At 71.8% G+C, this 22,385-nt stretch carries 19 protein-coding genes; 8 read left to right on the top strand and 11 right to left on the bottom strand.

The window, feature by feature from the left end:
* Positions 1-13: 13 nt before the first annotated feature.
* From SSQG_RS32385 to SSQG_RS32350, 9 genes are all read right to left on the bottom strand, one after another.
* On the bottom strand, positions 14-1,225 hold the full coding sequence (locus SSQG_RS32385) for a Gfo/Idh/MocA family protein (protein ID WP_003994183.1): 1,212 nt from the start codon (positions 1,223-1,225) through the stop codon (positions 14-16).
* A gap of 53 nt (positions 1,226-1,278) precedes the next feature.
* Positions 1,279-2,325 (bottom strand): substrate-binding domain-containing protein, encoded by a 1,047-nt coding sequence (locus SSQG_RS32380; protein WP_003994182.1) that lies wholly within the window; start codon positions 2,323-2,325, stop codon positions 1,279-1,281.
* A 17-nt stretch (positions 2,326-2,342) separates the two neighbouring features.
* Positions 2,343-3,359, bottom strand: coding sequence for an ABC transporter permease (locus SSQG_RS32375; RefSeq protein ID WP_003994181.1), 1,017 nt, complete (start codon positions 3,357-3,359; stop codon positions 2,343-2,345).
* Positions 3,356-4,873 (bottom strand): sugar ABC transporter ATP-binding protein, encoded by a 1,518-nt coding sequence (locus tag SSQG_RS32370; RefSeq protein ID WP_003994180.1) that lies wholly within the window; start codon positions 4,871-4,873, stop codon positions 3,356-3,358. The genes SSQG_RS32375 and SSQG_RS32370 overlap by 4 nt, the downstream gene beginning before the upstream one ends.
* Positions 4,874-4,998: 125 nt before the next feature.
* Complete coding sequence (locus SSQG_RS32365) at positions 4,999-6,180, bottom strand: ROK family transcriptional regulator (protein ID WP_039934108.1); 1,182 nt, start codon at positions 6,178-6,180, stop codon at positions 4,999-5,001.
* A gap of 200 nt (positions 6,181-6,380) precedes the next feature.
* Positions 6,381-7,058 (bottom strand): GntR family transcriptional regulator, encoded by a 678-nt coding sequence (locus tag SSQG_RS32360; protein WP_003994178.1) that lies wholly within the window; start codon positions 7,056-7,058, stop codon positions 6,381-6,383.
* A gap of 176 nt (positions 7,059-7,234) precedes the next feature.
* A complete protein-coding gene (locus tag SSQG_RS32355; RefSeq protein ID WP_003994177.1) occupies positions 7,235-8,173 on the bottom strand; it encodes a beta-ketoacyl-ACP synthase III in 939 nt (312 codons plus the stop codon).
* Between the two features lie 151 nt (positions 8,174-8,324).
* Complete coding sequence (locus tag SSQG_RS41980) at positions 8,325-8,465, bottom strand: MFS transporter small subunit (RefSeq protein ID WP_167545800.1); 141 nt, start codon at positions 8,463-8,465, stop codon at positions 8,325-8,327.
* The gene (locus SSQG_RS32350) at positions 8,434-9,768 is read right to left on the bottom strand and encodes an OFA family MFS transporter (RefSeq protein ID WP_003994176.1); all 1,335 of its coding nucleotides are present in this window, start codon (positions 9,766-9,768) and stop codon (positions 8,434-8,436) included. The genes SSQG_RS41980 and SSQG_RS32350 overlap by 32 nt, the downstream gene beginning before the upstream one ends.
* Before the next feature lie 237 nt (positions 9,769-10,005).
* Between SSQG_RS32350 and SSQG_RS32345 the strand changes: the two genes are divergently transcribed.
* The 5 genes from SSQG_RS32345 to fdhD are packed head-to-tail and all read left to right on the top strand — an operon-like array spanning position 10,006 to position 16,437.
* Entirely contained in the window at positions 10,006-10,977 is a 972-nt protein-coding gene (locus tag SSQG_RS32345) for a 2-dehydropantoate 2-reductase (protein ID WP_003994175.1), read from the top strand.
* A complete protein-coding gene (locus tag SSQG_RS32340) occupies positions 10,974-12,893 on the top strand; it encodes a molybdopterin oxidoreductase family protein (RefSeq protein WP_003994174.1) in 1,920 nt (639 codons plus the stop codon). The genes SSQG_RS32345 and SSQG_RS32340 overlap by 4 nt, the downstream gene beginning before the upstream one ends.
* Positions 12,894-12,899: 6 nt before the next feature.
* The gene (locus tag SSQG_RS32335) at positions 12,900-14,723 is read left to right on the top strand and encodes an NAD(P)H-dependent oxidoreductase subunit E (RefSeq protein ID WP_003994173.1); all 1,824 of its coding nucleotides are present in this window, start codon (positions 12,900-12,902) and stop codon (positions 14,721-14,723) included.
* Positions 14,720-15,580: a 2Fe-2S iron-sulfur cluster-binding protein gene (locus SSQG_RS32330; RefSeq protein ID WP_003994172.1), complete on the top strand. Its 861-nt coding sequence runs from the start codon at positions 14,720-14,722 to the stop codon at positions 15,578-15,580. The genes SSQG_RS32335 and SSQG_RS32330 overlap by 4 nt, the downstream gene beginning before the upstream one ends.
* A gap of 8 nt (positions 15,581-15,588) precedes the next feature.
* Positions 15,589-16,437, top strand: a complete 849-nt coding sequence (gene fdhD, locus SSQG_RS32325) for a formate dehydrogenase accessory sulfurtransferase FdhD (protein WP_003994171.1) — start codon at positions 15,589-15,591, stop codon at positions 16,435-16,437.
* A 98-nt stretch (positions 16,438-16,535) separates the two neighbouring features.
* On the opposite strand, the gene SSQG_RS32320 is transcribed toward fdhD, so the two are convergent.
* Complete coding sequence (locus tag SSQG_RS32320; protein ID WP_003994170.1) at positions 16,536-16,976, bottom strand: MarR family winged helix-turn-helix transcriptional regulator; 441 nt, start codon at positions 16,974-16,976, stop codon at positions 16,536-16,538.
* A 104-nt stretch (positions 16,977-17,080) separates the two neighbouring features.
* Here SSQG_RS32320 and SSQG_RS32315 point away from each other — a divergent pair, with 104 nt between their 5' ends.
* From SSQG_RS32315 to SSQG_RS32305, 3 genes are all read left to right on the top strand, one after another.
* A complete protein-coding gene (locus SSQG_RS32315) occupies positions 17,081-17,998 on the top strand; it encodes a quinone oxidoreductase family protein (RefSeq protein ID WP_003994169.1) in 918 nt (305 codons plus the stop codon).
* Positions 17,999-18,153: 155 nt separating this feature from the next.
* A complete protein-coding gene (locus SSQG_RS32310; RefSeq protein WP_003994168.1) occupies positions 18,154-20,034 on the top strand; it encodes a sialidase family protein in 1,881 nt (626 codons plus the stop codon).
* A gap of 11 nt (positions 20,035-20,045) precedes the next feature.
* Complete coding sequence (locus SSQG_RS32305) at positions 20,046-21,281, top strand: DUF4185 domain-containing protein (RefSeq protein WP_003994167.1); 1,236 nt, start codon at positions 20,046-20,048, stop codon at positions 21,279-21,281.
* Here SSQG_RS32305 and SSQG_RS32300 read toward each other — a convergent pair.
* Positions 21,217-22,284 carry a bile acid:sodium symporter family protein gene (locus tag SSQG_RS32300; protein WP_003994166.1) on the bottom strand — a complete coding sequence of 356 codons (1,068 nt, stop codon included), beginning with the start codon at positions 22,282-22,284 and terminating at the stop codon, positions 21,217-21,219. The two genes, SSQG_RS32305 and SSQG_RS32300, sit on opposite strands and share 65 nt — an antisense overlap.
* Positions 22,285-22,385 lie beyond the last annotated feature (101 nt).

The following is a 22,385-nucleotide window of genomic DNA, read 5'->3' as shown; positions in this document are numbered from 1 at the left end:
AAACAGGCCCTCCTCAGACCGCGATCGGTGTGTAGACGGAGTTCTTCTCGGCGCTCTCCTCGACCGCCGCGAGCACGCGCTGCACCTGCAGCCCGTCGGCGAAGGAGGGTTCCGGGCGGCGGCCCTCGGCGATGGCGTGGACGAGGTCGCGGGCCTGGTGGACGAAGGTGTGCTCGTATCCGAGGCCGTGGCCCGGCGGCCACCAGGCGTCCAGATAGGGGTGGTCGGGTTCGGTGACGAGGATCCGGCGGAAACCCGCCTCCGCGCCGGGCTCGGTGCCGTCGTGGAAGGACAGCTCGTTGAGCCGCTCCAGGTCGAAGGCGAGCGACCCGCGCTCCCCGTTGAGTTCGATGCGCAGGGCGTTCTTGCGGCCGGTGGCGTAGCGGGTGGCCTCGAAGGAGGCGAGGGCACCGGAGGGGAAGCGGGCGGTGAAGAGGGCGGCGTCGTCCACGGTGACCTGGCCGGTGCCGGCGGAGGAGACGGTGGACAGGCCGCTCGTGGCGCCGGTGGGCAGGGGCCTCTCCCGTACGAAGGTCTCGGTCAACGCGGAGACGCCGACCAGCCGCTCCCCCACGAGGTACTGCGCGAGGTCCACGATGTGCGCGCCCAGGTCGCCGAGCGAGCCCGAGCCGGCCTGCTCCCTGCGCAGCCGCCAGGTCAGCGGGAACCGCGGGTCGACCAGCCAGTCCTGGAGGTACGTCACGCGCACGTGCCGCAGCCGGCCCAGGCGGCCCTCGGCGACCATCCGGCGGGCCTGGGCGGTGGCGGGCACCCGACGGTAGTTGAAGCCGACCATCGCCAACTGCCCGCGCTGGTAGGCCTCCTCGGCGGCCCGCGTCATCGACGTGGCTTCCTCGACGGTGTTGGCGAGGGGCTTCTCGCACAGGACGTGCTTGCCGGCCGCGAGGGCGGCGAGAGCGATCTCGGCGTGGCTGTCGCCGGGGGTGCAGATGTCGACGAGGTCGACGTCGTCCCGTTCGACGAGGGCACGCCAGTCGGTCTCGGTGGACGCCCAGCCGTGCCGGTCGGCCGCCGCCTGTACGGCGTCGGCGTCCCGGCCGCAGATCACGGCCTGCACGGGGTTCAGCGGCAGGTCGAAGACACGGCCCGCGGTGCGCCAGCCCTGGGAGTGGGCCGCGCCCATGAAGGCGTAGCCGACCATCCCCACCCTCAGGGGTGGCTTGCCTGCCTCGGTCCCCTCTGACTGCTCCTGCGGCTGTCTCATACGGGTGTCCTCCTCGTCCTGGTCGGGGTGCACGTGGGGGGTGCGGGGTGGGATCACTTGAAGCCGGTGGACATGTACTGGTCGACGTTGGTCTTGTCGACGACGGCCGAGTAGAGCGTGATCGACGACGGGATCTCGAACTCGGCCATGCCGCCGATGCCCTTGCCCTGGCCGAGGGCGCGGGCGAGGTCGATCGCCGAGGCGGCCATCGTCGGCGGGTACAGCACGGTCGCCTTCAGCACGCCGTCGTCCTGCTTGATGGCCTGGAAGGCGGAGAGCGCCCCGGCTCCTCCGACCATCAGGAAGTCGTCGCGGCCGGCCTGTTCGATGGCGCGCAGCGCGCCCACGCCCTGGTCGTCGTCGTGGTTCCACAGCGCGTCGAACTTCGACTGGGCCTGGAGCAGCTGGGCCATCTTGGCCTGTCCGGACTCGACGGTGAACTCGGCGGCCTGCCGGGCGACCTTCTTGATGTTGGGGTAGTTCTTCAGGGCGTCGTCGAAGCCCTTGGTGCGCTGTTTGGTCAGCTCCAGGTTGTCCAGGCCGGCCAGTTCGATGACGCGGGCGCCGGACTTGCCCTTGAGTTTCTCGCCGATGTAGTGGCCGGCGTTGAGGCCCATGCCGTAGTTGTCGCCGCCGATCCAGCAGCGGTAGGCCTGCGGGGTGTTGAAGATGCGGTCGAGGTTGACGACCGGGATGCCCGCGCGCATCGCCTTCAGGCCGACCTGGGTGAGGGCCTTCCCGTCGGCGGGCAGCACCACCAGGACGTCGACCTTCTTGTTGATGAGGGTCTCGATCTGGCCGATCTGCTGGGCGGTGTCGTTGGAGCCCTCGGTGATCTCCAGGGTGACGTCCGAGTACTTCTTGGCGCGGTCCTTGGCGTTGTCGTTGATGGCGTTGAGCCAGCCGTGGTCGGCCTGCGGTCCGGCGAAGCCGATGGTGACCTGCTTGCCGGGCTTGTCGTCGGCGGCCGGCTGGTTGTTCCCGGCCGGTTCGTCCTTGGACTCGGAGGGCTCGTTGCTCGTGCACCCCGTGAGGAGGGCACCGGCGGAGACGGCGGCGGCCCCGAAGAGCAGCCCTCTGCGGCTCGTGATCTCGGTCATGGCGGGGAACCCTTTCCTCAGGTCGTGCTCGCGGTACGGCGCTGGACCAGCACGGCGGCGACGATGATCGCGCCCTTGGCGATCTGCTGGACGTCGCTCTGCAGGTTGTTCAGGGCGAAGATGTTGGTGATCGTGAAGAAGATCAGGACGCCGAGCACGGAGCCGGTGATGGTGCCGCGGCCGCCGGTGAGCAGGGTGCCGCCGATGATCGCGGCGGCGATGGCGTCGAGTTCGTAGAGGTTGCCGTTGGTGTTCTGGCCGGAGCCGGACAGGACGATCAGCAGGAAGGCCGCGATGCCGCAGCACAGCCCGGACAGCAGGTAGAGGTAGAGCCGCTGGCGGCGGACGTCGATGCCCGCGAGCCGGGCCGCCTCCGGGTTGCCGCCGACGGCGACCGTGCGGCGGCCGAAGGTGGTGCGGTTGAGCACCAGCCAGCCGATGATGGTCACGACGGCGAAGACCAGGACCAGGGGCGGGATGCCGAGGACGTAGGCGTCGCGTTCACCCAGGTCGAGGACGGAGGGCACGGTGACGATCTGTGTCTTGCCGTCGGTGATCTGCAGGGCGAGGCCGCGTGCGGAGGCCAGCATGGCGAGGGTGGCGATGAACGGCACCATCGCGCCGTAGGCGATGAGCACCCCGTTGACCAGGCCGCAGCCGACTCCGACGATGATCGCAGTGAAGAGGATGCCGGCGAAGCCGTACTCCTGGGTGGCGACCGTGGTCGCCCACACCGACGCGAGGGCGACGATCGCGCCGACCGACAGGTCGATGCCGCCGGAGACGATGACGAAGGTCATGCCGACGGTGACGACGCCGACCACGGAGGCCTGGGTGAGGACCAGTTGCAGGTTGCGGGTGTCGAGGAACTCGTCGGGCTTGGTGATGCCGCCGACGACGATCAGCGCGGCGAGCACGCCGAGCAGCGAGAGGGTGCGGACGTCGGCGCGGGCCAGCAGGCCGCGCCAGGCGGGGGGCGGGGCCTCGGGCACCTTGGCGGTGCTGTCCCGCGGCGGGGAGACGGGCTGCGTCATGACGCCGGGCTTCCTTCCATGACCAGGTCGAGTACGCGGTGTTCGTCGAGTTCGCGGGCGGGCGCCGTGTGGACGACACGGCCCTCGCGCAGCACCAGGACGCGGTCGGCGAGGCCGAGCACCTCGGGCACCTCGCTGGAGACCAGCAGCACGGCGAGGCCCTCGTCCGCCAGCCGGCGGATGACGGCGTAGAGCTCGGCGCGGGCTCCGACGTCGACGCCGCGGGTGGGTTCGTCGAGCAGCAGCACCTTGCAGCCGCGCAGCAGCCAGCGGGCCAGGACGGCCTTCTGCTGGTTGCCGCCGGACAGGGTGCGTACGGGCACGGACGGGTTGTCCGGCCGGAGCGACAGCTCGCGGGTCGCGGCCCGGGCGGCGCCGAGTTCGGCGCCCCGGTCGATCCAGCCGCCGCGCGAGAAGCGGGACATGGAGGAGACCGACACGTTGCGGGTGACGGACTCCAGCATCAGCAGGGCCTGCGCCTTGCGTTCCTCGGGTGCGAGCCCGAGTCCGGCGCGTACGGCGGCCCGGACGCTGCCCGGCTTCAAAGCCCTGCCCTCGACCAGCACCTGACCGGACGTCGGTTTCCGGGCCCCGTAGACGGTCTCCAGGATCTCGGAGCGGCCCGAGCCGACGAGTCCGGCGAGGCCGACGATCTCGCCCGGCCGCACGTCGAGGTCGAGCGGCTCGAACTCCCCCTGACGGGTCAGTCCCCGGACTTCGAGGACCGGGTCGCCGGGCGGCGGGGAGACGGGCCGGTCCGGGAAGACGTACTCGACGTTGCGGCCCGTCATCAGTGCGACGACCTCGCGGGTCGGTGTGGTCTTCGCCGGGAGCCCGTTGGCGACGGCACGCCCGTCCTTCAGTACGGTCACCCGGTCGCCGATGCGGCGGATCTCCTCCAGGCGGTGCGAGATGTAGACGACGGCGACACCGGCTGCGGTGAGGTCGCCGACGATGCGGAAGAGGTTGTCGACCTCGTCCGGGTCGAGGGCGGCGGACGGCTCGTCCATCACGATGAGCCGCACGTCGTGGGAGAGCGCCCGGGCCATGGACACGATCTGCTGCTGCGCCGCGGACAGCTCCCCGACCAGCCGTGCCGGGTCGACCTCCGGATGCCCGAGTCGCCCCAGCAGAGCGGCGGTCGACTCCTTGGCCGCCTTTCCTCGGACGACGAACCCGGCGGTGGTCGGCTCATGGCCCAAGTGGACGTTCTCGGCGACCGACAGGTGCTCCACCAGGTCGAGTTCCTGGTAGATGGTGGCGATGCCGAGGCGCATGGCGGCGATCGGCGAGCGCAGGGTGACGTCCTCGCCGCGCCAGCGCAGGCGGCCGGTGTCGGGCTGGTGGGCGCCGGCCAGGACCTTGATGAGGGTCGACTTCCCGGCGCCGTTCTGGCCGAGCAGGCAGTGCACCTCACCGGCCTGGACGTCGAGGTCGACGCCGTCGAGGGCCCGGACTCCGGGGAAGGACTTGGTGATGCCGGACATGCTGAGCAGCGGTTGTTCTGGTGCCATGCGGATTCCCCTTGGCGGGCGGGCCGGTGTCAGGGCGCTTGTCGAGCAGACGTTTTCAGGGCAGGGCAGAGCAGGGCAGGGCTGAGCAGGGCGCTGTGCTGGGTGGGCCGTGCGGTCGGAAGGGACTACGCGGGTGAGAACAGGTGGTCGCTGATGAGCCGGGCCGCGCCGATGACGCCGGCGGCGGGACCCAGCTCGCCCAGCACGATGGGCAGGTTGCCGGTCGCGAGGGGCAGCGACTGGCGGTAGACCTGGGTGCGGATCGCGGCGAGCAGGGTGTGGCCGAGGCCGGTCACCCCGCCGCCGATCACCACCAGGCCGGGGTTGAAGAAGCTGACCAGGCCGGCGATGACCTGGCCGGTGCGGTCGCCGCCCTCGCGGATCAGTTCGAGCGCGGTGGCGTCACCGGCGGCGGCCGCGGCGGCGACATCGACGGCGGTGAGGCCGCCGTTCGCCTCCAGCCGTGCGGCCAGCTCCGCCGAAAGCCCCTGCTGGGCGGCCTCCATGGCGTCACGGGCCAGTGCCGCTCCACTGAAGTGGGCCTCCAGGCAGCCCCGGTTGCCGCAGGCGCAGGGGCGGCCGTCGGGCACGGCCTGGATGTGCCCGATGTCGCCGGCGCTGCCCGTCGTACCGCGGTAGACCTCACCGCCGACGACGATGCCGCAGCCGATGCCGGTGCCGATCTTGACGCAGAGGAAGTCGCCGACGGTGCGGGCGACGCCCGCGTGCTGCTCCCCCATCGCCATGAGGTTCACGTCGTTGTCGACCATGACCGGGCAGCCGAGTTCCTGGCTGAGCGCCTCCCGCACGGGGAAGCCGTCCCAGCCCGGCATGATCGGCGGAGCCACCGGGACGCCCTCGGGGAAGCGGACCGGGCCCGGAACGCCGATACCGGCGCCGTCGAACCCCTCCGCGAGCCCCGAGGCCCTCAGCTTCGCCGCCATGGCCAGCACTTGCTCGAAGACCGCGACCGGGCCCTCGCGTACGTCCATGGGCTGGTTGATGTGTCCGAGGGTCTCCAGTTCGGCGTTGGTGACGGCGACGTCGATGGAGGTCGCGCCGATGTCGACGCCGAGGAAGCGAAGCCCCGGGTTGAGCCGGATGTTGTGGGAGCGGCGGCCGCCGCGCGAGGCGGCGAGTCCGTCGGCCACGACCAGCCCCGTCTCCAGCAGCCGGTCCACCTCCACGGCGAGCTTGGACCGTGAGAGGTCGACCTGGTCGCCCAGCTGGGCACGGGAGTTGGGGCCGCCGTCGCGCAACAGCTTGAGCAGTCGGGCCTGGTGGGCGTTTCCGGGTCGTGCGGTCATGCGTCTCACGAGCCCCTCCCCGCCTCGATCGGCCTGTGCGCGCCGGTTTTCCGCCACATCAGTGGCTTGCTTTCGGAGGGAACGTAGCAGCGGCTGCCGGAGGTGGGAAGAAGTCGCGCAGGAATTGCCCTCCACTTTTTCCATTCACAGGACAAAGAAGAGGTGACGGGTGCCCGGCCTCGTAGGGGGGCGTGGCGACGCTACGAGCGCGAACGCGCGTGGTACGAGCGGCGCGTGTGCTCCGTGTGCTCGCGCATCAGCTGGGTGGCCCGCTGTTCGTCGCGGCCGGCGATCGCGGCGATGAGTTCGCGGTGCTCGATCCAGGACTGGTGGCCGCGCCGTCGGGCGACCGGGGTGTAGTACCAGCGGACCCGGCGGTCGACCTGGGCGGCGAGTTCCGCGAGGACGGCGTTGCCGGCCAGATCCATGATCTTCGTGTGGAAGCGGGCGTTCAGGGCGACGGCGGCGTCCACGTCGTCCGCCTCGACGGCCTGCTCACCCTCCGCGCAGAGCGCCTCCAGGGCGGAGATCCCGGCGCTGCCCGCGTTGGCCGCCGCGAGCCGGGCCGCCTCGGCCTCAAGGAGCGTGCGGACCGTGAGGAGCTGGTCGGCCTCCTCCTCCGTCGGCTCGTGCACGAACGCGCCCTGGGCGGGCCGCAGATCGACCCAGCCCTCGGTGTTGAGCCGCTGCAGCGCCTCGCGCACCGGCTGCCGGGAAACCCCCAGATGGCCGGCGAGTTCGCTCTCGACGAGGTGCTGGCCGGGCTGGAGGGCTCGGGTGGTGATGAGTTCGAGCAGTGCCTCGTAGACGCGGTCGCGCAGCGGACCCGGGCGTTCCAACTTGGGTACCGCCCCTTGGGGCAGGCCTGTCGACAGCATCGCGGTCCCCCTCCTCGGCAGGGCCGTGCACAGCGCGGCCGGAAGCCGGTGTCGCCGCAGAGTCAGTATCGATTGTCTTTCGTCTACAGTCTACGGCGCGTGAGTGCCAGGGCTTCGAGGAGTTGGCCGCGTCACACCGAGGACCCGTCACACCGAGACCCCGTCACACCAAGGCCTCAGGGGCAGCGGACGACCTGCCCCGCGTACGAGAGGTTCCCGCCGAAGCCGAACAGCAGGACCGGGTCGCCGGTGCTGACCGCCCCCTGTTCCACCAGCTTGGAGAAGGCGAGCGGGATGCTCGCGGCCGAGGTGTTGCCGGACTCTGTGACGTCGCGGGCGACGACCGCGTTCACGGCACCGATCTTCTCGGCGAGGGGTTCGATGATGCGCAGATTGGCCTGATGCAGCACGACCCCCGCGAGGTCCGCCGGCTCCAGCCCGGCCCGCTCGCACGCCCGGCGCGCGATGGGCGGCAGCTGTGTCGTCGCCCAGCGGTAGACGCTCTGACCCTCCTGGGCGAAGCGCGGCGGGGTGCCCTCGATGCGCACGGCGTGCCCCATCTCCGGCACCGATCCCCACAGCACCGGCCCGATGCAGGCGTCCTGGGCGGCTTCGACCACCGCGGCCCCGGCCCCGTCGCCGACGAGCACGCACGTGGTGCGGTCGCTCCAGTCGGTCACGTCGGACATCTTGTCGGCCCCGATGACCAGGGCGCGACTCGCGCCGCCCGCGCGGACGGCGTGGTCGGCGGTGGCCAGCGCGTGGGTGAAGCCGGCGCACACGACGTTGAGGTCCATCGTGGCGGGCTGCGGGATGCCGAGCCGGGAGGCGACGCGGGCGGCCGTGTTGGGCGAGCGGTCGACGGCGGTGGAGGTGGCCACCAGCACCAGGTCGATGTCGGTGGGGGCGAGGCCGGCGGCCGCGAGGGCCTTGGCGGCGGCGTGCGCGGCCAGCTCGTCGACCGGCTCGTCGGGCCCGGCGAGGTGGCGGGTGCGGATGCCCACCCGGCTCCTGATCCACTCGTCACTGGTGTCCACCATGCCCGCCAGGTCCTCGTTGGTGAGCACCTTGGCGGGCTGGTAGTGGCCGACGGCGGCGATGCGCGAGCCGTTCATCTGGGTGGGTCCCCCTCGTTGCCTTGGGTAGCGGGACCCACCAGTCTGATCAGTGACTCACGGGTACGACGGCAGGCAAGGCGACAGGAAACCAGCGCTCGGATTGTCACCTTCGGTCAGGTCCCCGGACGCCCACGCACCTGTCGAACGGCTAGCCGGTGAACAGCTGCGTCGCCTTCCGGACGAGCTCGTACAGCCCGTAGGCGAGCGGCACCCCCACCCATACCCAGGCGAGGGCGATCAGCCACCGCCGGTCCGGGCTAGGCGGACTCTGACTGCTCTCGCTGGACACGGTCGGCCTCCTTCGGCTGGGGGACGTGGTGACGGGGGTCGACGGGCCGGACGAGTTCGTTGGCGACGAAGCCGACGACCAGCAGCCCGATCATGATGATGAAGGACAGTCCGTACAGGGACGCGCCGTGCCGGCCCGCCTCCTCCTGCCGGTCGGCGATCCAGTTCACGATCAGCGGCCCGAGCACTCCCGCCGTGGACCAGGCGGTGAGCAGCCGCCCGTGGATGGCACCGACCTGGTAGGTGCCGAAGAGGTCCTTCAGATACGCGGGGACGGTCGCGAAGCCGCCGCCGTAGAAGGAGAGGATGACCAGGGCGCACAGGACGAACAGCGGCTTGGAGGAGTCGCCGAACAGGGCGATGAGCGCGTACATCAGGGCTCCGGCGCCCAGATAGACGCGGTAGATGTTCTTGCGGCCGATCAGGTCGGACGTCGAGGACCAGCCGATGCGGCCCGCCATGTTCGCCGCCGACAGCAGCGCGACGAAGCCGGCGGCGGCCGTCACCGACACCGGGGTGGAGGAGTCCGCGAAGAAGTCCGTGATCATCGGGGCGGCCTTCTCCAGGATGCCGATGCCGGCGGTGACGTTCATGCAGAGCACGGTCCACAGGAGCCAGAACTGGGGAGTGCGCAGCGCCTGTTGCGCGGACACCTGCGGGCCGGTGGGGGCTTGTCGCGCAGCTTCCCGCGCTCCTGAGGCATGAGGTGGAACCCGGACCAGCAGCACACCCAGCAGCATGAAGACGGCGTACGAGAGCCCGTGCACGAGGAAGGCCAGCGCGATCCCGGAGCTGTCACTGCCGAACGACTCCAGCATCTGCGCCGACCACGGGGAGGCGATGAGCGCGCCGCCTCCGAAGCCCATGATGGCGATGCCGGTGGCCATGCCGGGCCGGTCCGGGAACCACTTGATCAGGGTGGAGACGGGCGAGATGTAGCCGATGCCGAGACCGATGCCGCCGACGAAGCCGTACCCGAGGACGATCAGCCAGTACTGCTCCGTGGCCGCGCCCAGCGCGGAGAGCAGGAACCCGGACGAGAAGCAGACCAGTGCCACGGTCATCGCCCAGCGTGGGCCGTTGCGCTCCACGAGCGTGCCGCCGAACGCGGCCGACAGGCCCAGCATGACGATGCCCAGCTGGAAGGGCAGCGCGCTCTGCGTGCCGCTGAGGCCGAGCGCGGACTCCAGGGGCGGCTTGAACACGCTCCAGGCGTAGGCCTGGCCGATGGAGAGGTGTACGGAGAGCGCGGCGGGCGGAACGAGCCAGCGGCTCCAGCCCGGCGGTGCGACGGGGGGACTCATGAACCCCGGACGGTATTGATCCGCACGGCAGTTGAGAAGGCGGCGCGTCGACCGTATGCGGTGAACGGTATGCGGCATGCGCCGAACGGTCGGCGCGCGGACTCTTGCCGCCACCCTTGCCGCCCCAACCTCCATACTGTAGACAATATTTCGTCGACACCAGCCGTGCGCCCGTCGTAATCCGGCCGCACGGCACCCCACCTCCGCGGTATCCCTCAAACCGAACGGAGTGTTCCCGTGAAAGTCGCAGTTCTCGGCGCCGGTGCCATCGGCGCCTACGTCGGCGCCGCGCTCCACCGCGCGGGCGCCGAGGTGCATCTCATCGCCCGTGGACCCCATCTGGCGGCCATGAGGCAGTACGGAGTCCGGGTGCGCAGCCCACGCGGCGACTTCACCGCGCACCCCCACGCGACCGACGACCCGGCCGAAATCGGTCCGGCCGACTACGTCTTCCTGGGCCTGAAGGCCAACGCGTACGCGGCGTGCGGGCCGCTGATCGCGCCGCTGCTGGGCCCCGCGACGGCGATCGTGGCGGCCCAGAACGGCATCCCCTGGTGGTACTTCCACCGGCACGGCGGCCCGTACGACGGTCACCGCGTCGAGAGCGTGGACCCGGCCGGCGCGGTCAGTGCGGTGCTCGCGCCCGAACGGGCCGTCGGCTGTGTCGTCTACGCGGCGACCGAGCTCGAAGGACCGGGATTCGTACGGCACTTGGAGGGGACGCGGTTCTCGATCGGCGAGCCCGACCGCAGCGTGTCCCCACGGTCCGTGGCGTTCGGCGAGGCGATGCGGGCGGGCGGCCTGAAGTGCCCGGTCGAGCCGGACCTGCGGGGCGACATCTGGGTCAAGCTGCTCGGCAACATCTCCTTCAACCCGATCAGCGCGCTGGCCCGCGCCACCATGCGGCAGATGTGCCTGCACGGCGGCACCCGCAGGGTCATCGAGATCATGATGACCGAGACGCTCAGTGTGGCGAACGCCCTCGGCTGCGAGGTCGGCGTCTCCGTCGAGCGCCGGCTCGCGGGGGCCGAGCGGGTCGGCGACCACCGCACCTCCACGCTCCAGGACCTGGAGCGTGGCAAGCCGCTCGAACTCGACGTGCTCCTCGCGGCCGTCGTCGAGCTCGCGGACATCACCGGCGTGGAGGTGCCCACCCTGCGCACCGTGCACGCCATCTCGGACCTGCTCGCGCTGAGGAGCGCCGCATGAGGAAGCGTGAACCGAAGACCTACACCCGACTCACCCACCCCCTGGTACGGGACTCACGGGACGAGCCGCTGCGGCGGGCGAGCTGGGAGGAGGCCCTGGACCGGGCCGCCCGGGGCCTGGCCCGGGGTCGTGGCGCGTTCGGGATGTTCTCCTGCGCCCGCGCCACCAACGAGATGAACTACGTGGCGCAGAAGTTCGCCCGCGTCGTGATGGGCACCAACAACGTCGACTCCTGCAACCGCACCTGCCACGCGCCGAGCGTGGCGGGCCTGTCGGCGGCGTTCGGCTCGGGCGGCGGGACGTCCTCGTACGAGGAGATCGAGCACACCGACGTCATCGTGATGTGGGGCTCCAACGCCCGCTTCGCGCACCCGATCTTCTTCCAGCACGCGCTGAAGGGCATCCGGAACGGGGCCCGCATGTACGCGGTCGATCCGCGCCGGACGTCGACGGCCGAGTGGGCGGAGAGCTGGCTGGGCCTCAACGTCGGCACCGACATCCCGATGGCGCACGCGATCGGCCGCGAGATCATCCACGCGGGGCTCGCGAACGAGGCGTTCATCGAGCGGGCCACCACCGGCTTCGAGGAGTACCGGGCGCTGGTCGAACCCTGGACGCTGTCGCTCGCCGAGAAGGTGACGGGCGTACCGGCCGCCGCCATCCGGCAGTTGGCGCACGCCTACGCCCGTGCCGAGCGCGCCCAGCTGTGCTGGACCCTCGGCATCACCGAGCACCACAACGGCACCGACAACGTCCGCGCCCTGATCAACCTGTCACTGCTCACCGGGCACGTCGGCCGCTACGGCTCGGGCCTGCAGCCCCTGCGCGGGCAGAACAACGTGCAGGGCGGCGGGGACATGGGCGCGATCCCCAACCGGCTGCCCGGCTTCCAGGACCTCCTCGACCCGGAGGTCCGGCTGAAGTTCGAGGCGGCCTGGGACGCGGTGATCCAGCCGCACTACGGCCTGAACCTCACGGAGATGTTCGAGGCGATGGAGGACGGCTCGCTCAAGGCCGTCTACTGCGTCGGCGAGAACCCGGCCCAGTCGGAGGCCGACAGCGAGCAGGCCGTACGGCGGCTGAGGTCCCTCGACTTCCTGGTCGTCCAGGACATCTTCCTGACGAAGACGGCCGAGCTCGCGGACGTCGTCCTGCCGGCCACCGCCGGCTGGGCGGAGACCGACGGCACGACCACCAACAGCGAGCGTCGGGTGCAGCGCGTCCGCAAGGCCGTCACCCCGCCCGGAGAGGCCCGCGAGGACATCGACATCATCTGCGACCTCGCGGCCCGCCTGGGGCACGACTGGAAGTACGCCGACGCCGAGACCGTGTGGAACGAGCTGAGGTCGGTCTCGCCCGACCACTACGGCATGACGTACGACCGTCTGGAGGAGCACCAGGGCATCCAGTGGCCGTGCCCCAGCACCGAGCGGCTGGAACCCACCTATCTGCACGGCCGGTTGTGGGACCCCGACCCCGCCGGGCGCGGCCGGCTCGCCCCCTTCGGGATCGTGCAGCACGACCCGCCCGTGGACCTCACCGACGAGCAGTACCCGATCCGGCTCACCACCGGGCGGCGGCTCGACTCGTACAACACCGGTGTGCAGAGCGGCGGTTACGCGTCGCCGCTGCGGCGCGGCGAGTACGTCGAGCTGTGCCCGGAGGACGCCGAGCGCTACGGCGTGGTGGTCGGCGAGCGGGTCCAGGTGACCTCGCGGCGCGGGTCGGTGACCGCGCCCGTGTGGGTGGACACCGCGCTGCGGCCGGGGCTCGCCTTCATGACCATGCACTTCCCGGACGAGGTGGACACCAACGCGCTGACGATCGAGGCGAACTGCCCGATCGCGGGGGCGGCGGAGTTCAAGGCGTCGGCGATCCGGATCGAGAAGCTGCCCATCGCGACCATCGTGGGGTGACGCACAGTGGACCTGCACTTCGGTGACAGCAAACCGACGGACGAGGAGCGGGCGGCCGTCGACGCCCTGCTCGGGCCGCCCGAGTCCTCCTGGGAGGGCGCCGACCGCTCAGATGCCGACCTGCGTTGGGCCCGTGGCGGGCGCGAGGCCCGGGACCGCCGCGACCTGCTGCTGCCGGGGCTGCACGCCGTCAACGACCGGGTCGGCTGGATCAGCGAGGGTGCCCTCGACTACCTGTGCCGGCGGCTGACGGTGCCGCCGGCGGAGGCGTACGGGGTCGCCACCTTCTACGCGATGTTCTCCGTCAAGCCGCGTCCGGCGACCGTGCTCCACGTGTGCACGGACCTGGCGTGCGCGGCGTCCGGGGCGCCGGAGCTGTGCGCGGGGATCGAGGCACGGCTCGGCCCGGGCAGTGGGGTGAGCGTGGAGCGAAGCCCCTGTCTGGGCCTGTGCGAACGCGCTCCGGCCGCGCTCGCGATCAAGGCCGGGGATCCGGTGCGTACGGCGGTCTCGGCGCCGGCGACCGTGCACGACGCCGTCCTCGCCGCGCGTTCGCCCGACTCGGCCCCCGAGGAGCCGCCCGCGGTCCTGGCGGTGCCGCAGGCCGGGCAGGACGGCCTGATGCTGCTGCGCCGCGTCGGTGTGGTCGACCCGGCATCCCTCGACGACTACCGGGCCCACGGCGGTTACACCGCCCTGCGGCGGGCCTTCGAGCTGGGGCCCGCCGGGGTCATCCGCGAGGTCACCGACTCCGGTCTGGTCGGGCGGGGCGGCGCCGCCTTCCCCACCGGCCGCAAGTGGCAGGCCACGGCGTCCCAGCCGGACCGTCCGCACCACCTCGTCTGCAACGCCGACGAGTCGGAGCCGGGCACGTTCAAGGACCGCGTGCTCATGGAGGGCGACCCGTACGCGCTCGTCGAGGCGATGACGATCGCCGGGTACGCGACCGGCGCCCACAAGGGCTACCTCTATCTGCGCGGCGAGTACCCGCGCGCCCTGCGCCGGCTGGAGCACGCCGTCGCGCAGGCACGCGCGCGCGGGCTGCTCGGCGACGACGTCCTCGGCCAGGGCTACGCCTTCGACATCGAGATCCGGCGCGGCGCGGGCGCCTACATCTGCGGTGAGGAGACCGCCCTGTTCAACTCCATCGAGGGCTACCGGGGCGAGCCCCGCTCGAAGCCGCCGTTCCCCGTGGAGAAGGGCCTGTTCGGCAAGCCGACGGTCGAGAACAACGTGGAGACGCTGGTCAACGTCCTGCCGATCCTCACGCTGGGCGCCCCGGCGTACGCGGCGATCGGCACGGAGCGCTCCACCGGCCCGAAGCTGTTCTGCGTGTCGGGGAGTGTGGAGCGGCCCGGTGTCTACGAGGTGCCGTTCGGCGCGACGCTGGGCGACCTGCTGGCCCTCGCCGGTGTGCGGCAGGGCCTGCGGGCGGTGCTGCTCGGCGGGGCGGCCGGCGGTTTCGTGCGGGCCGACGAGCTCGACGTCCCCCTCACCTTCGAAGGGACGCGGGAGGCGGGCACGACACTCGGCTCGGGGGTGGTCATGGCCTTCGACGACAGTGTGCCCCTGCCCCGGCTCCTGCTGCGCATCGCGGAGTTCTTCCGTGACGAGTCGTGCGGGCAGTGCGTACCCTGCCGGGTCGGCACCGTGCGGCAGGAGGAGGCGCTGCACCGGATCGTGGAGCGCACCGGCGCCGACGCGGCCGGGGACATCGCCCTGCTGAGGGAGGTCGGCCGTGCCATGCGGGACGCCTCCATCTGCGGTCTGGGGCAGACCGCGTGGAACGCCGTGGAGTCCGCCATCGACCGTCTGGGGGCGTACGAATGACCGTCACACCGCTGGGGATCCCGCGCCGGCTGCTGGAGTTCACCCTCGACGGGGAGCCGGTGCGGGCGCCCGAGGGCTCCACGATCCTCGACGCCTGCCGGGCCGCCGGGAAGGACGTCCCGACCCTGTGCGAGGGCGACACGCTCCGGCCGAAGAACGCCTGCCGTGTCTGCGTCGTCGAGGTCGAGGGGGCCAGGACCCTCGTCCCGGCCTGCTCCCGCAAGGCCGAGCCCGGGATGGAGGTGCGGACCGACACCGAACGGGCCCGGCACAGCCGGAAGGTCGTCCTCGAACTGCTCGCGTCCTCGGTGGACCTGTCGACCACGCCTCGGGTCGCCGAGTGGCTCAAGGAGTACGAGGCGAAGCCGGACCGGTTCGGTCCGGACGCGGCCCGGCTCAACGAGGAGCCAAGAGTCGATAATGACCTATATATCCGTGATTACGATAAATGCATCCTCTGCTACAAGTGCGTGGACGCCTGCGGCGACCAGTGGCAGAACAGTTTCGCGATCTCGGTCGCCGGGCGCGGTTTCGACGCCCGGATCTCCGTGGAGCACGACGGGCCGCTCACCGACTCGGCGTGCGTGTACTGCGGGAACTGCATCGAGGTGTGCCCCACGGGCGCGCTGTCCTTCAAGTCCGAGTTCGACATGCGGGCGGCGGGTACCTGGGACGAGTCGCGACAGACGGAGACGACCACGGTGTGCGCGTACTGCGGAGTGGGCTGCAACCTGACACTGCACGTACAGGACAATGAGATCGTGAAGGTCACCTCACCGCACGACAACCCGGTGACCCACGGCAACCTCTGCATCAAGGGCCGCTTCGGCTACCAGCACGTACAGAACCGGGGCTGATCAGGACTATGGGACGAGTCACGGAACGACGCAAGGTGATCCGGATACGGGACGGGGCGGTCTCCAGCCGCCCGGACACGCTCGTGGCGGAGGAACCCCTGGAGATCCGGCTGAACGGCAAGCCACTGGCGATCACCATGCGCACCCCGGGCGACGACTTCGCCCTGGCGGCGGGCTTCCTGGTGAGCGAGGGGGTGCTGGGCGGGCAGCAGGACCTCCGGAACATCGTCTACTGCGCCGGGGCCACCGCCGACGGGTCGAACACCTACAACGTGGTCGACGTGCAGACGGCCCCTGACGTGGTGATCCCCGACATCACCCTGGAGCGGAACGTCTACACGACGTCCTCCTGCGGCCTGTGCGGCAAGGCGTCGCTGGACGCGGTGCGCACGACGGCCCGCTGGCCCATCGCCGACACTCCCCCGGTCCAGGTCTCCCCGGAGCTGCTCGCGAGCCTGCCCGACCGGCTGCGCGCCGCCCAGCGGGTGTTCGACCGGACCGGGGGCCTGCACGCGGCGGCGCTCTTCTCGGAGGACGGTGAACTGCTGGACGTCCGGGAGGACGTGGGCCGGCACAACGCGGTCGACAAGCTGGTCGGCCGCGCGCTGCAGAACGGCGGCCTGCCGCTGTCCCGGGCGATCCTGCTCGTCTCGGGCCGGGCCTCCTTCGAGCTGGCGCAGAAGGCCGTGATGGCCGGGATACCCGTACTGGCGGCGGTGTCCGCGCCGTCCTCGCTGGCGGTGGACCTGGCCGCCGAGACGGGCCTGACCCTGGTGGGCTTCCTGCGGGGCAGCTCCATGAACGTGTACGCGGGTGAGGACCGCATCGCCCTGCGGGCGGCGGCCGCCCAGGGCTGAGCAGGTTCTCCGCGCGACACGGCGGCGGGGCCCCGGCCGGCGGGGAGCGCCCCCTGCGCCGCAGGGGCCCCGTCTCAGCGTTTTCCGGTCGGTGCGTGTTACAGGTCACCCGTGCCGGATATCCGGCGCAGCATCCCGGTGAGCTGCTCCCGTTCCGCCGCCGACAGCGGGGCGAGCAGTTCGTCATTGGCGGCGCGGGCCGCCTTCTCGCAGCGTTTCAGCAGCCGGGCACCCTCCTCGGTGAGGGACACGGCGTTCTTGCGGCGGTCCCTCGGGTCCGGCTCGCGCACCACCAGGCCCGCCGACTGGAGGTCGTTGAGGACGCCGACCAGGTCCTTGGGGTCCAGCCGGACCCCGCGGCCGAGGTCGGCCTGGGCGACGGGGCCGAGATCGCGGACGGCGGACAGCACCACGTGGTGCCACATCCGCATGCCCTGCTCGGCCAGTGCCTCGGCCACCAGGGCCCGGCCGCGAGCGGCGGCGCGGCCGAGCAGCCAGCTGGGCAGGGAGCGGATCGCGGGGAGGGGGGCTTCCGACATGGCCGCAGCCTAACCAAGAAATCGTTGGTCCTCCCTATGATCCTCCTATACCGTTGGGCTCCCCAACGAATTCATGGGGAGTACCCACGACACTCGGAGGTGCGATGCGCCGCGTCCGCTACGAATCCCGAGGCGGCCCCCTGTTCACGGAGGAGGCACCGGCCCCCGAGCCCGGCCCCGGAGAGCTGCTCGTGCGCACGGAGGCGATCGGCGTCACCCTCCCGGTCGTACGCAAGGTCGCCGAGTCGGCCGACCCGGTCCCGCTCGGCGGCGAGATCGCCGGGGAGGTCACGGCCGTCGGCGAGGGCGTCACCCGCTTCGGCGCCGGCGACCGCGTGACGGGGCTCTGCTTCGGCCACGGCTACGCCGACTTCGCGCTCCTGCGCGAGGCCATGGCCTCCCCGGTGCCGGCGGACGCCGGCGCCGTCGACGCGGTCGCCCTGGTCCGCAGCGGCCTGGTCGCCCTCGGCGCCCTGGAGGCGGCACGGCCCGAGCCGAGCGAGGCGGCCCTGATGACGGCGGCGGCGAGCGGTGTCGGGCACCTCGCGGTGCAACTGGCCCGGACCCGGGGCGCCGGCCGGGTCGTGGGGGCCGTCTCCGACCCGGCCAAGGCCGGCTTCGTGCGCGATCTGGGCGCCGACCATGTCGTGGCGTACGGCGACGACGGCTGGGGCACCCCGGTCGACTACGCCCTGGACGCGGTCGGCGGGACGCTGCTCACCCCCGCCCTCGCCGCACTCGCCCCGGGCGGACGGCTGGTGGCGTACAGCTCGGGCGGCGGCAGCGTGCAGGCGTACGACCTGCTCGTGGGCGCCAAGTCGGTGATCGGGTTCCAGATGGCCCGTATCGCCCGCGGGAACCCGGAACTGTACGAGCGGTGGCGCCGGGAACTGTGGCGGCTGTTCGCGGCGGGAGAGATCGAGCCCGTCGTGCACGGGGAGTTCGCCCTGGAGGACGCGGCCAAGGCACACGGGGAGATCGAGGCGCGGGCCAACCTCGGCAAGGTCGTCCTGATCCCCTGACGCACGCTTCTTGTGGGGGGTCTGGGAGTCCAAGTACCGTCTGTGACCCCACACATGGGACGTGGGATGTCCGATTTCCGCATATCCGCCGCACGGACGTCCGTTCCCATGCCTCGGTGGTCCAGCCGACAGACGCATGAAGGGCAGGTCGCACCATGCCGTCAGGTCTTCGCGCACGTCTGAGATCCACCCTGACAGCCGTTCTCACCGCCGCGGCGCTGCTCGCGCCCACCGCCCCCGCCGGCGCCCGACCCGGCACGGCCTTACCGGAGTTCGAGCAACAGGTCCTCTTCAAGGCCTCCCAGGACCCCGGCTACGCCTGCTTCCGCATCCCGGCGATCGTGCGGACCACGGCCGGCACCCTGCTCGCCTTCGCCGAGGGCCGTGTCCTCAACTGCGGTGACGCGGCCGACATCGACCTCGTCGTCAAGCGCTCCACCGACGGCGGCCGCACCTGGGGACCGCTCCAGGTCGTCAACGAGGGCGCCGGCGACACGCACGGCAACCCGGCTCCGATCGTGGACCGCAGGACCGGACGGATCCTGCTGGCCGAGACGTACAACACCGGCCGTACGGACGCCGGCAGCTGCACGATTCCCTGCGACCGCACCCCGCATCTCCAGTACAGCGACGACGACGGCCGGACCTGGTCCGAGCCCCGCGATCTGAGCGACCAGATCCTGCCCGGCAACTGGAACTCCTGGTACGCCACCGGGCCCGTGCACGGCATCCAGCTCACCCGCGGCAAGCACGCCGGGCGGCTGGTGTTCGGCGTCAACACCGAGACGTGGGACGGCAGTCGGGTCACCGCGAACCACGCCGCGCTCATCGTCAGCGACGACGGCGGCGACCACTGGCGGGTCGGCGCCACCGACTCCTGGCCCATAGCTCAGGACGGCACGTTCCGGCAGAAGCCGTCCGAGGTGACCCTCACCGAACGCGCCGACGGAGCCGTGCTGGTCAGCGGCCGGGAACAGGACGGCACCGACCTGGGCCACCGCGCGCAGACCCTCAGCCTGGACGGCGGCGACAGCTTCGCCACGCCGTTCCGCGACCTCCCGGACCTCTACACCCCGCAGGTCCAGGGCGCGACCCTGCGCCTGGGCGGGCGGATGCTGCTGTCCGCACCGGCCGATCCCGACCGCCGCCGGACGATGATGGTCCGCTCCTCCTACGACGGCGGGCGCACCTGGGACAGCGTGGACCGGGGCACGGTCGTCACCACGGACTGGTCCGGCTACTCCGACATGGCGGCGGTCGACTCCTCGACGGTGGGCCTGCTGTACGAGGGCGGGGCGGTCGACGCCCGTGACGAGATCCGCTTCGCCCGTTTCACCGAGGACTGGCTGAAGCCGCGCCGCAGCCGCGACCCGACCACCCGCGACGCCGCCCCGGGCGCCACGCCGGCGGCCGTGCTGGGCGGCTCCCGGCCGACGACCGGTGTGCGCGGCGGTGCGCTGTCCTTCGACGGCGAGGATGACGCCGTACGCCTGCCGTACCGCTCCCGGCTCCCGCTCGGGGAGGGCGACTTCACTGCCTCGCTGTTCTTCCGCTACACGGCCACGACCGGCGAGCAGCCCTTCCTGTGGATGGGCGGCATCGGCACCACCCAGCCGCAGATCTGGCTGCGCGGGGAGCCCGCGAGCGACCGGGTCCGCGCTCTGATCACCACCCGCTCGGGCGCGACGACCGTGCGGACCGCCTCGGTGTCGACCGCCGGCGCCCACAACGACGGCCGCTGGCACCACCTGGTCCTGCGCCGCGGCGGCGGGAACCTGACCCTGTTCCTCGACGGTTCGCCCATGAGCACCCCGGACGTGCCGGGCTCGGTCAGCCGTAACTCCCCGTTCGGCGTGCACATCGGCCAGCGCATGGACAGCCGGGCGTTCCTCACGGGGGCGCTCGACGACGTGCGCGTCTGGAACCGGGCCCTCTCCGACGAGGAGTTGGCTTCCGGCGCCGCGGGCGCCGCGGGCGCGGCGGCCGGGGGCACGGTGCTGTGGCTGCCCATGGACCGGGTGAGCGGCAGCAACTAACGTCACGGAGCGTGCCCGACGACTCGACAGCAGCACGAGCACGACAGCGCACCGGAACCGGGATCGGCCTGCTGCTGGTCCTGGTTCTCGGGGCCGCGCTGCTCATCGCCCTGCCGGAGGACGAAAGTCCGGACGACGAGGGCTGCCGGGCACGCACGGTCCGCTCCTGGCGGGCGGACGACGGCCTCACCGCCGAGTTCGCCCGCTACGGCGACGACGCGAGCCGCAGTGACGACTGGACCGGCGGCGACGGCACCCACTCGGTGCGGTTACCCGACGGCCGGGTGCTGTGGCTGTTCTCGGACACCTACCTGGGCCGGGTGTACGGCCCGCCCAACCCGGCCGGCGAGTCCCACGCCTGGCGGGACACCACCGCGCCGCTGGTGCGCAACTCGGCCGTGCTGATGCGCGACGGCCGCCTGGAGACCACCCTGCCCGCCCCGCTGTTCGCCGACCCGGCTCCGAACCAGTGGCGCTGGCCGGTCGGTGCCCGGGTCGAGCCCCGCTCCCCCGGCTCCTCCGAGCAGGTCGTCCGGGTCCTGCTGTGGGTGCGCACGGCCGGCCAGGCCCCGTGGATCTACGGCGTGCCCACCGCCACCGAGGTCGCCACCCTGACCCTGCCCGGCCTGCGCCTGGAGTCGATCGTCAGGGTGCTCGACCAGCAACTGGTCCCCGACCCGTCCCGACGGGTGCTGTTCGGCACGACGCTGGTCGAGGAGGACGGCTGGACGTACGTCTTCGGCGGCGACGACGGCCGGGCCGCGTCACGCCCCGCCTCGCACGCGTACGCGGCCCGCGTACCGGAGGGCAGGCTCGCCGACCCGGGGGCCTGGCAGTACTGGAGCGGCTCGGCGTGGGTGCCCGGCGCCCGTCCCCGGCCGGTGCTCGGGGACGGGCGGCGGCGGGGCGTGGGCAGCGCGTTCTCGGTCGTCCGGGACGACGGGACGTACGTGCTGTTCACGATGGCCACGGGCACGAAGGGGCTGACCACCGTGGCGTCGTACTGGGCGTGCTCACCGGCGGGGCCCTGGCACGGGCCCGCGAAGGAGTTCAGCCCGTCGCTGCCGCGGGGTCAGGTGGCCGCGTACAACCCGCAGGCCCACCCCGTGCTGAGCGGCGACGGGCGTCTCGTGCTGAGCTACGACGTCAACTGGCTGGAGACGACGGGGGCCGCGGCCCAGCTCAGCCGGAACGTGTCCCTGTACCGACCGAGGTTCGTGACGCTGCGGCTCGCTCCGGAGCGGTGACCTCGGGGGCCGGGTCGTGCGAGCGGCGCTTGGCGATCACGGCGCAGACCATCAGCTGCATCTGGTGGAAGAGCATCAGCGGCAGCACGGCCAGCGAGGCGTGCGCGCCGAACAGGACGCTCGCCATCGGCAGTCCGGCGGCCAGGGACTTCTTCGAGCCGGCGAACTGCAGGACGATCCGGTCCTCCCTCTTGAAGCCCAGCGCCTTGCCGCCGTACCAGGTCAGCAGCAGCATCACGGCCAGGATCACGGATTCGACGGCGAGCAGCCCGCCCAGCCGGACGGGGCTGACCTGGTGCCAGATGCCCTGGACCATGCCCTGGCTGAACGCGGTGTAGACGACGAGCAGGATCGAGCCGCGGTCCACCAGCCCGAGGACCTTCTTGTGCCGGGTGACGAAGCCGCCCTCCCGTCGCCCACCACCACCCTGCCCGACGCGCTTCGCGCGGCCCCTCCTGACTCCCCAGCGGCGCAGCAGCTGCCCGGCGAGGAACGGCACGAGCAGTTGCAGCACGATCTTCAGCAGCGAGTCGGCGGAGAACCCGCCCCCGCTGCCGCCGAGCAGCGAGGCCGCGAGCAGCGGGGTGGCGAGGATGCCGACGAGCGAGGAGAAGGAGCCCGCGCAGATCGCGGCGGGCACGTTGCCGCGCGCCATCGAGGTGAAGGCGATCGACGACTGGACGGTCGACGGGACGAGTGTGAGGAAGAGCAGGCCCTGGTAGAGCGGGTCGGTGAGGATCACCGGCACCAGCCCGCGGGCCGCGAGACCGAGCAGCGGGAAGACGACGAACGTGGCGGCCAGAACCGTGACGTGGAGCCGCCAGTGCCGCAGGCCGTCCAGCGCCTCACGGGTGGAGAGCCGGGCTCCGTAGAGGAAGAACAGGAACGCGATCGCCGCCGTGGAGGCCCCGGACGCGACGTCGGCGGCCGACCCGCGCGCCGGGAACAGTGCGGCGACGCCCACGGTCGCCAGCAGGAGAAGGATGAACGGGTCGATCGGCATCCGGCGCGGCCGGCGCAGGCGTTTCACGGTGCTCCACTTGCTCGGTAGGTAGGTGCGGTACGGGGCCGGGGCGGCCCCCTTCCATCCTGCTCCTCGACCCG

This window comes from Streptomyces viridochromogenes DSM 40736 (assembly GCF_000158955.1).
In the GTDB taxonomy this organism is placed as follows: Bacteria; Actinomycetota; Actinomycetes; order Streptomycetales; family Streptomycetaceae; genus Streptomyces; species Streptomyces venetus.
The sequence above is the reverse complement of the archived record's forward strand: the minus strand, read 5'-3'. Positions and strand labels throughout refer to the sequence as shown.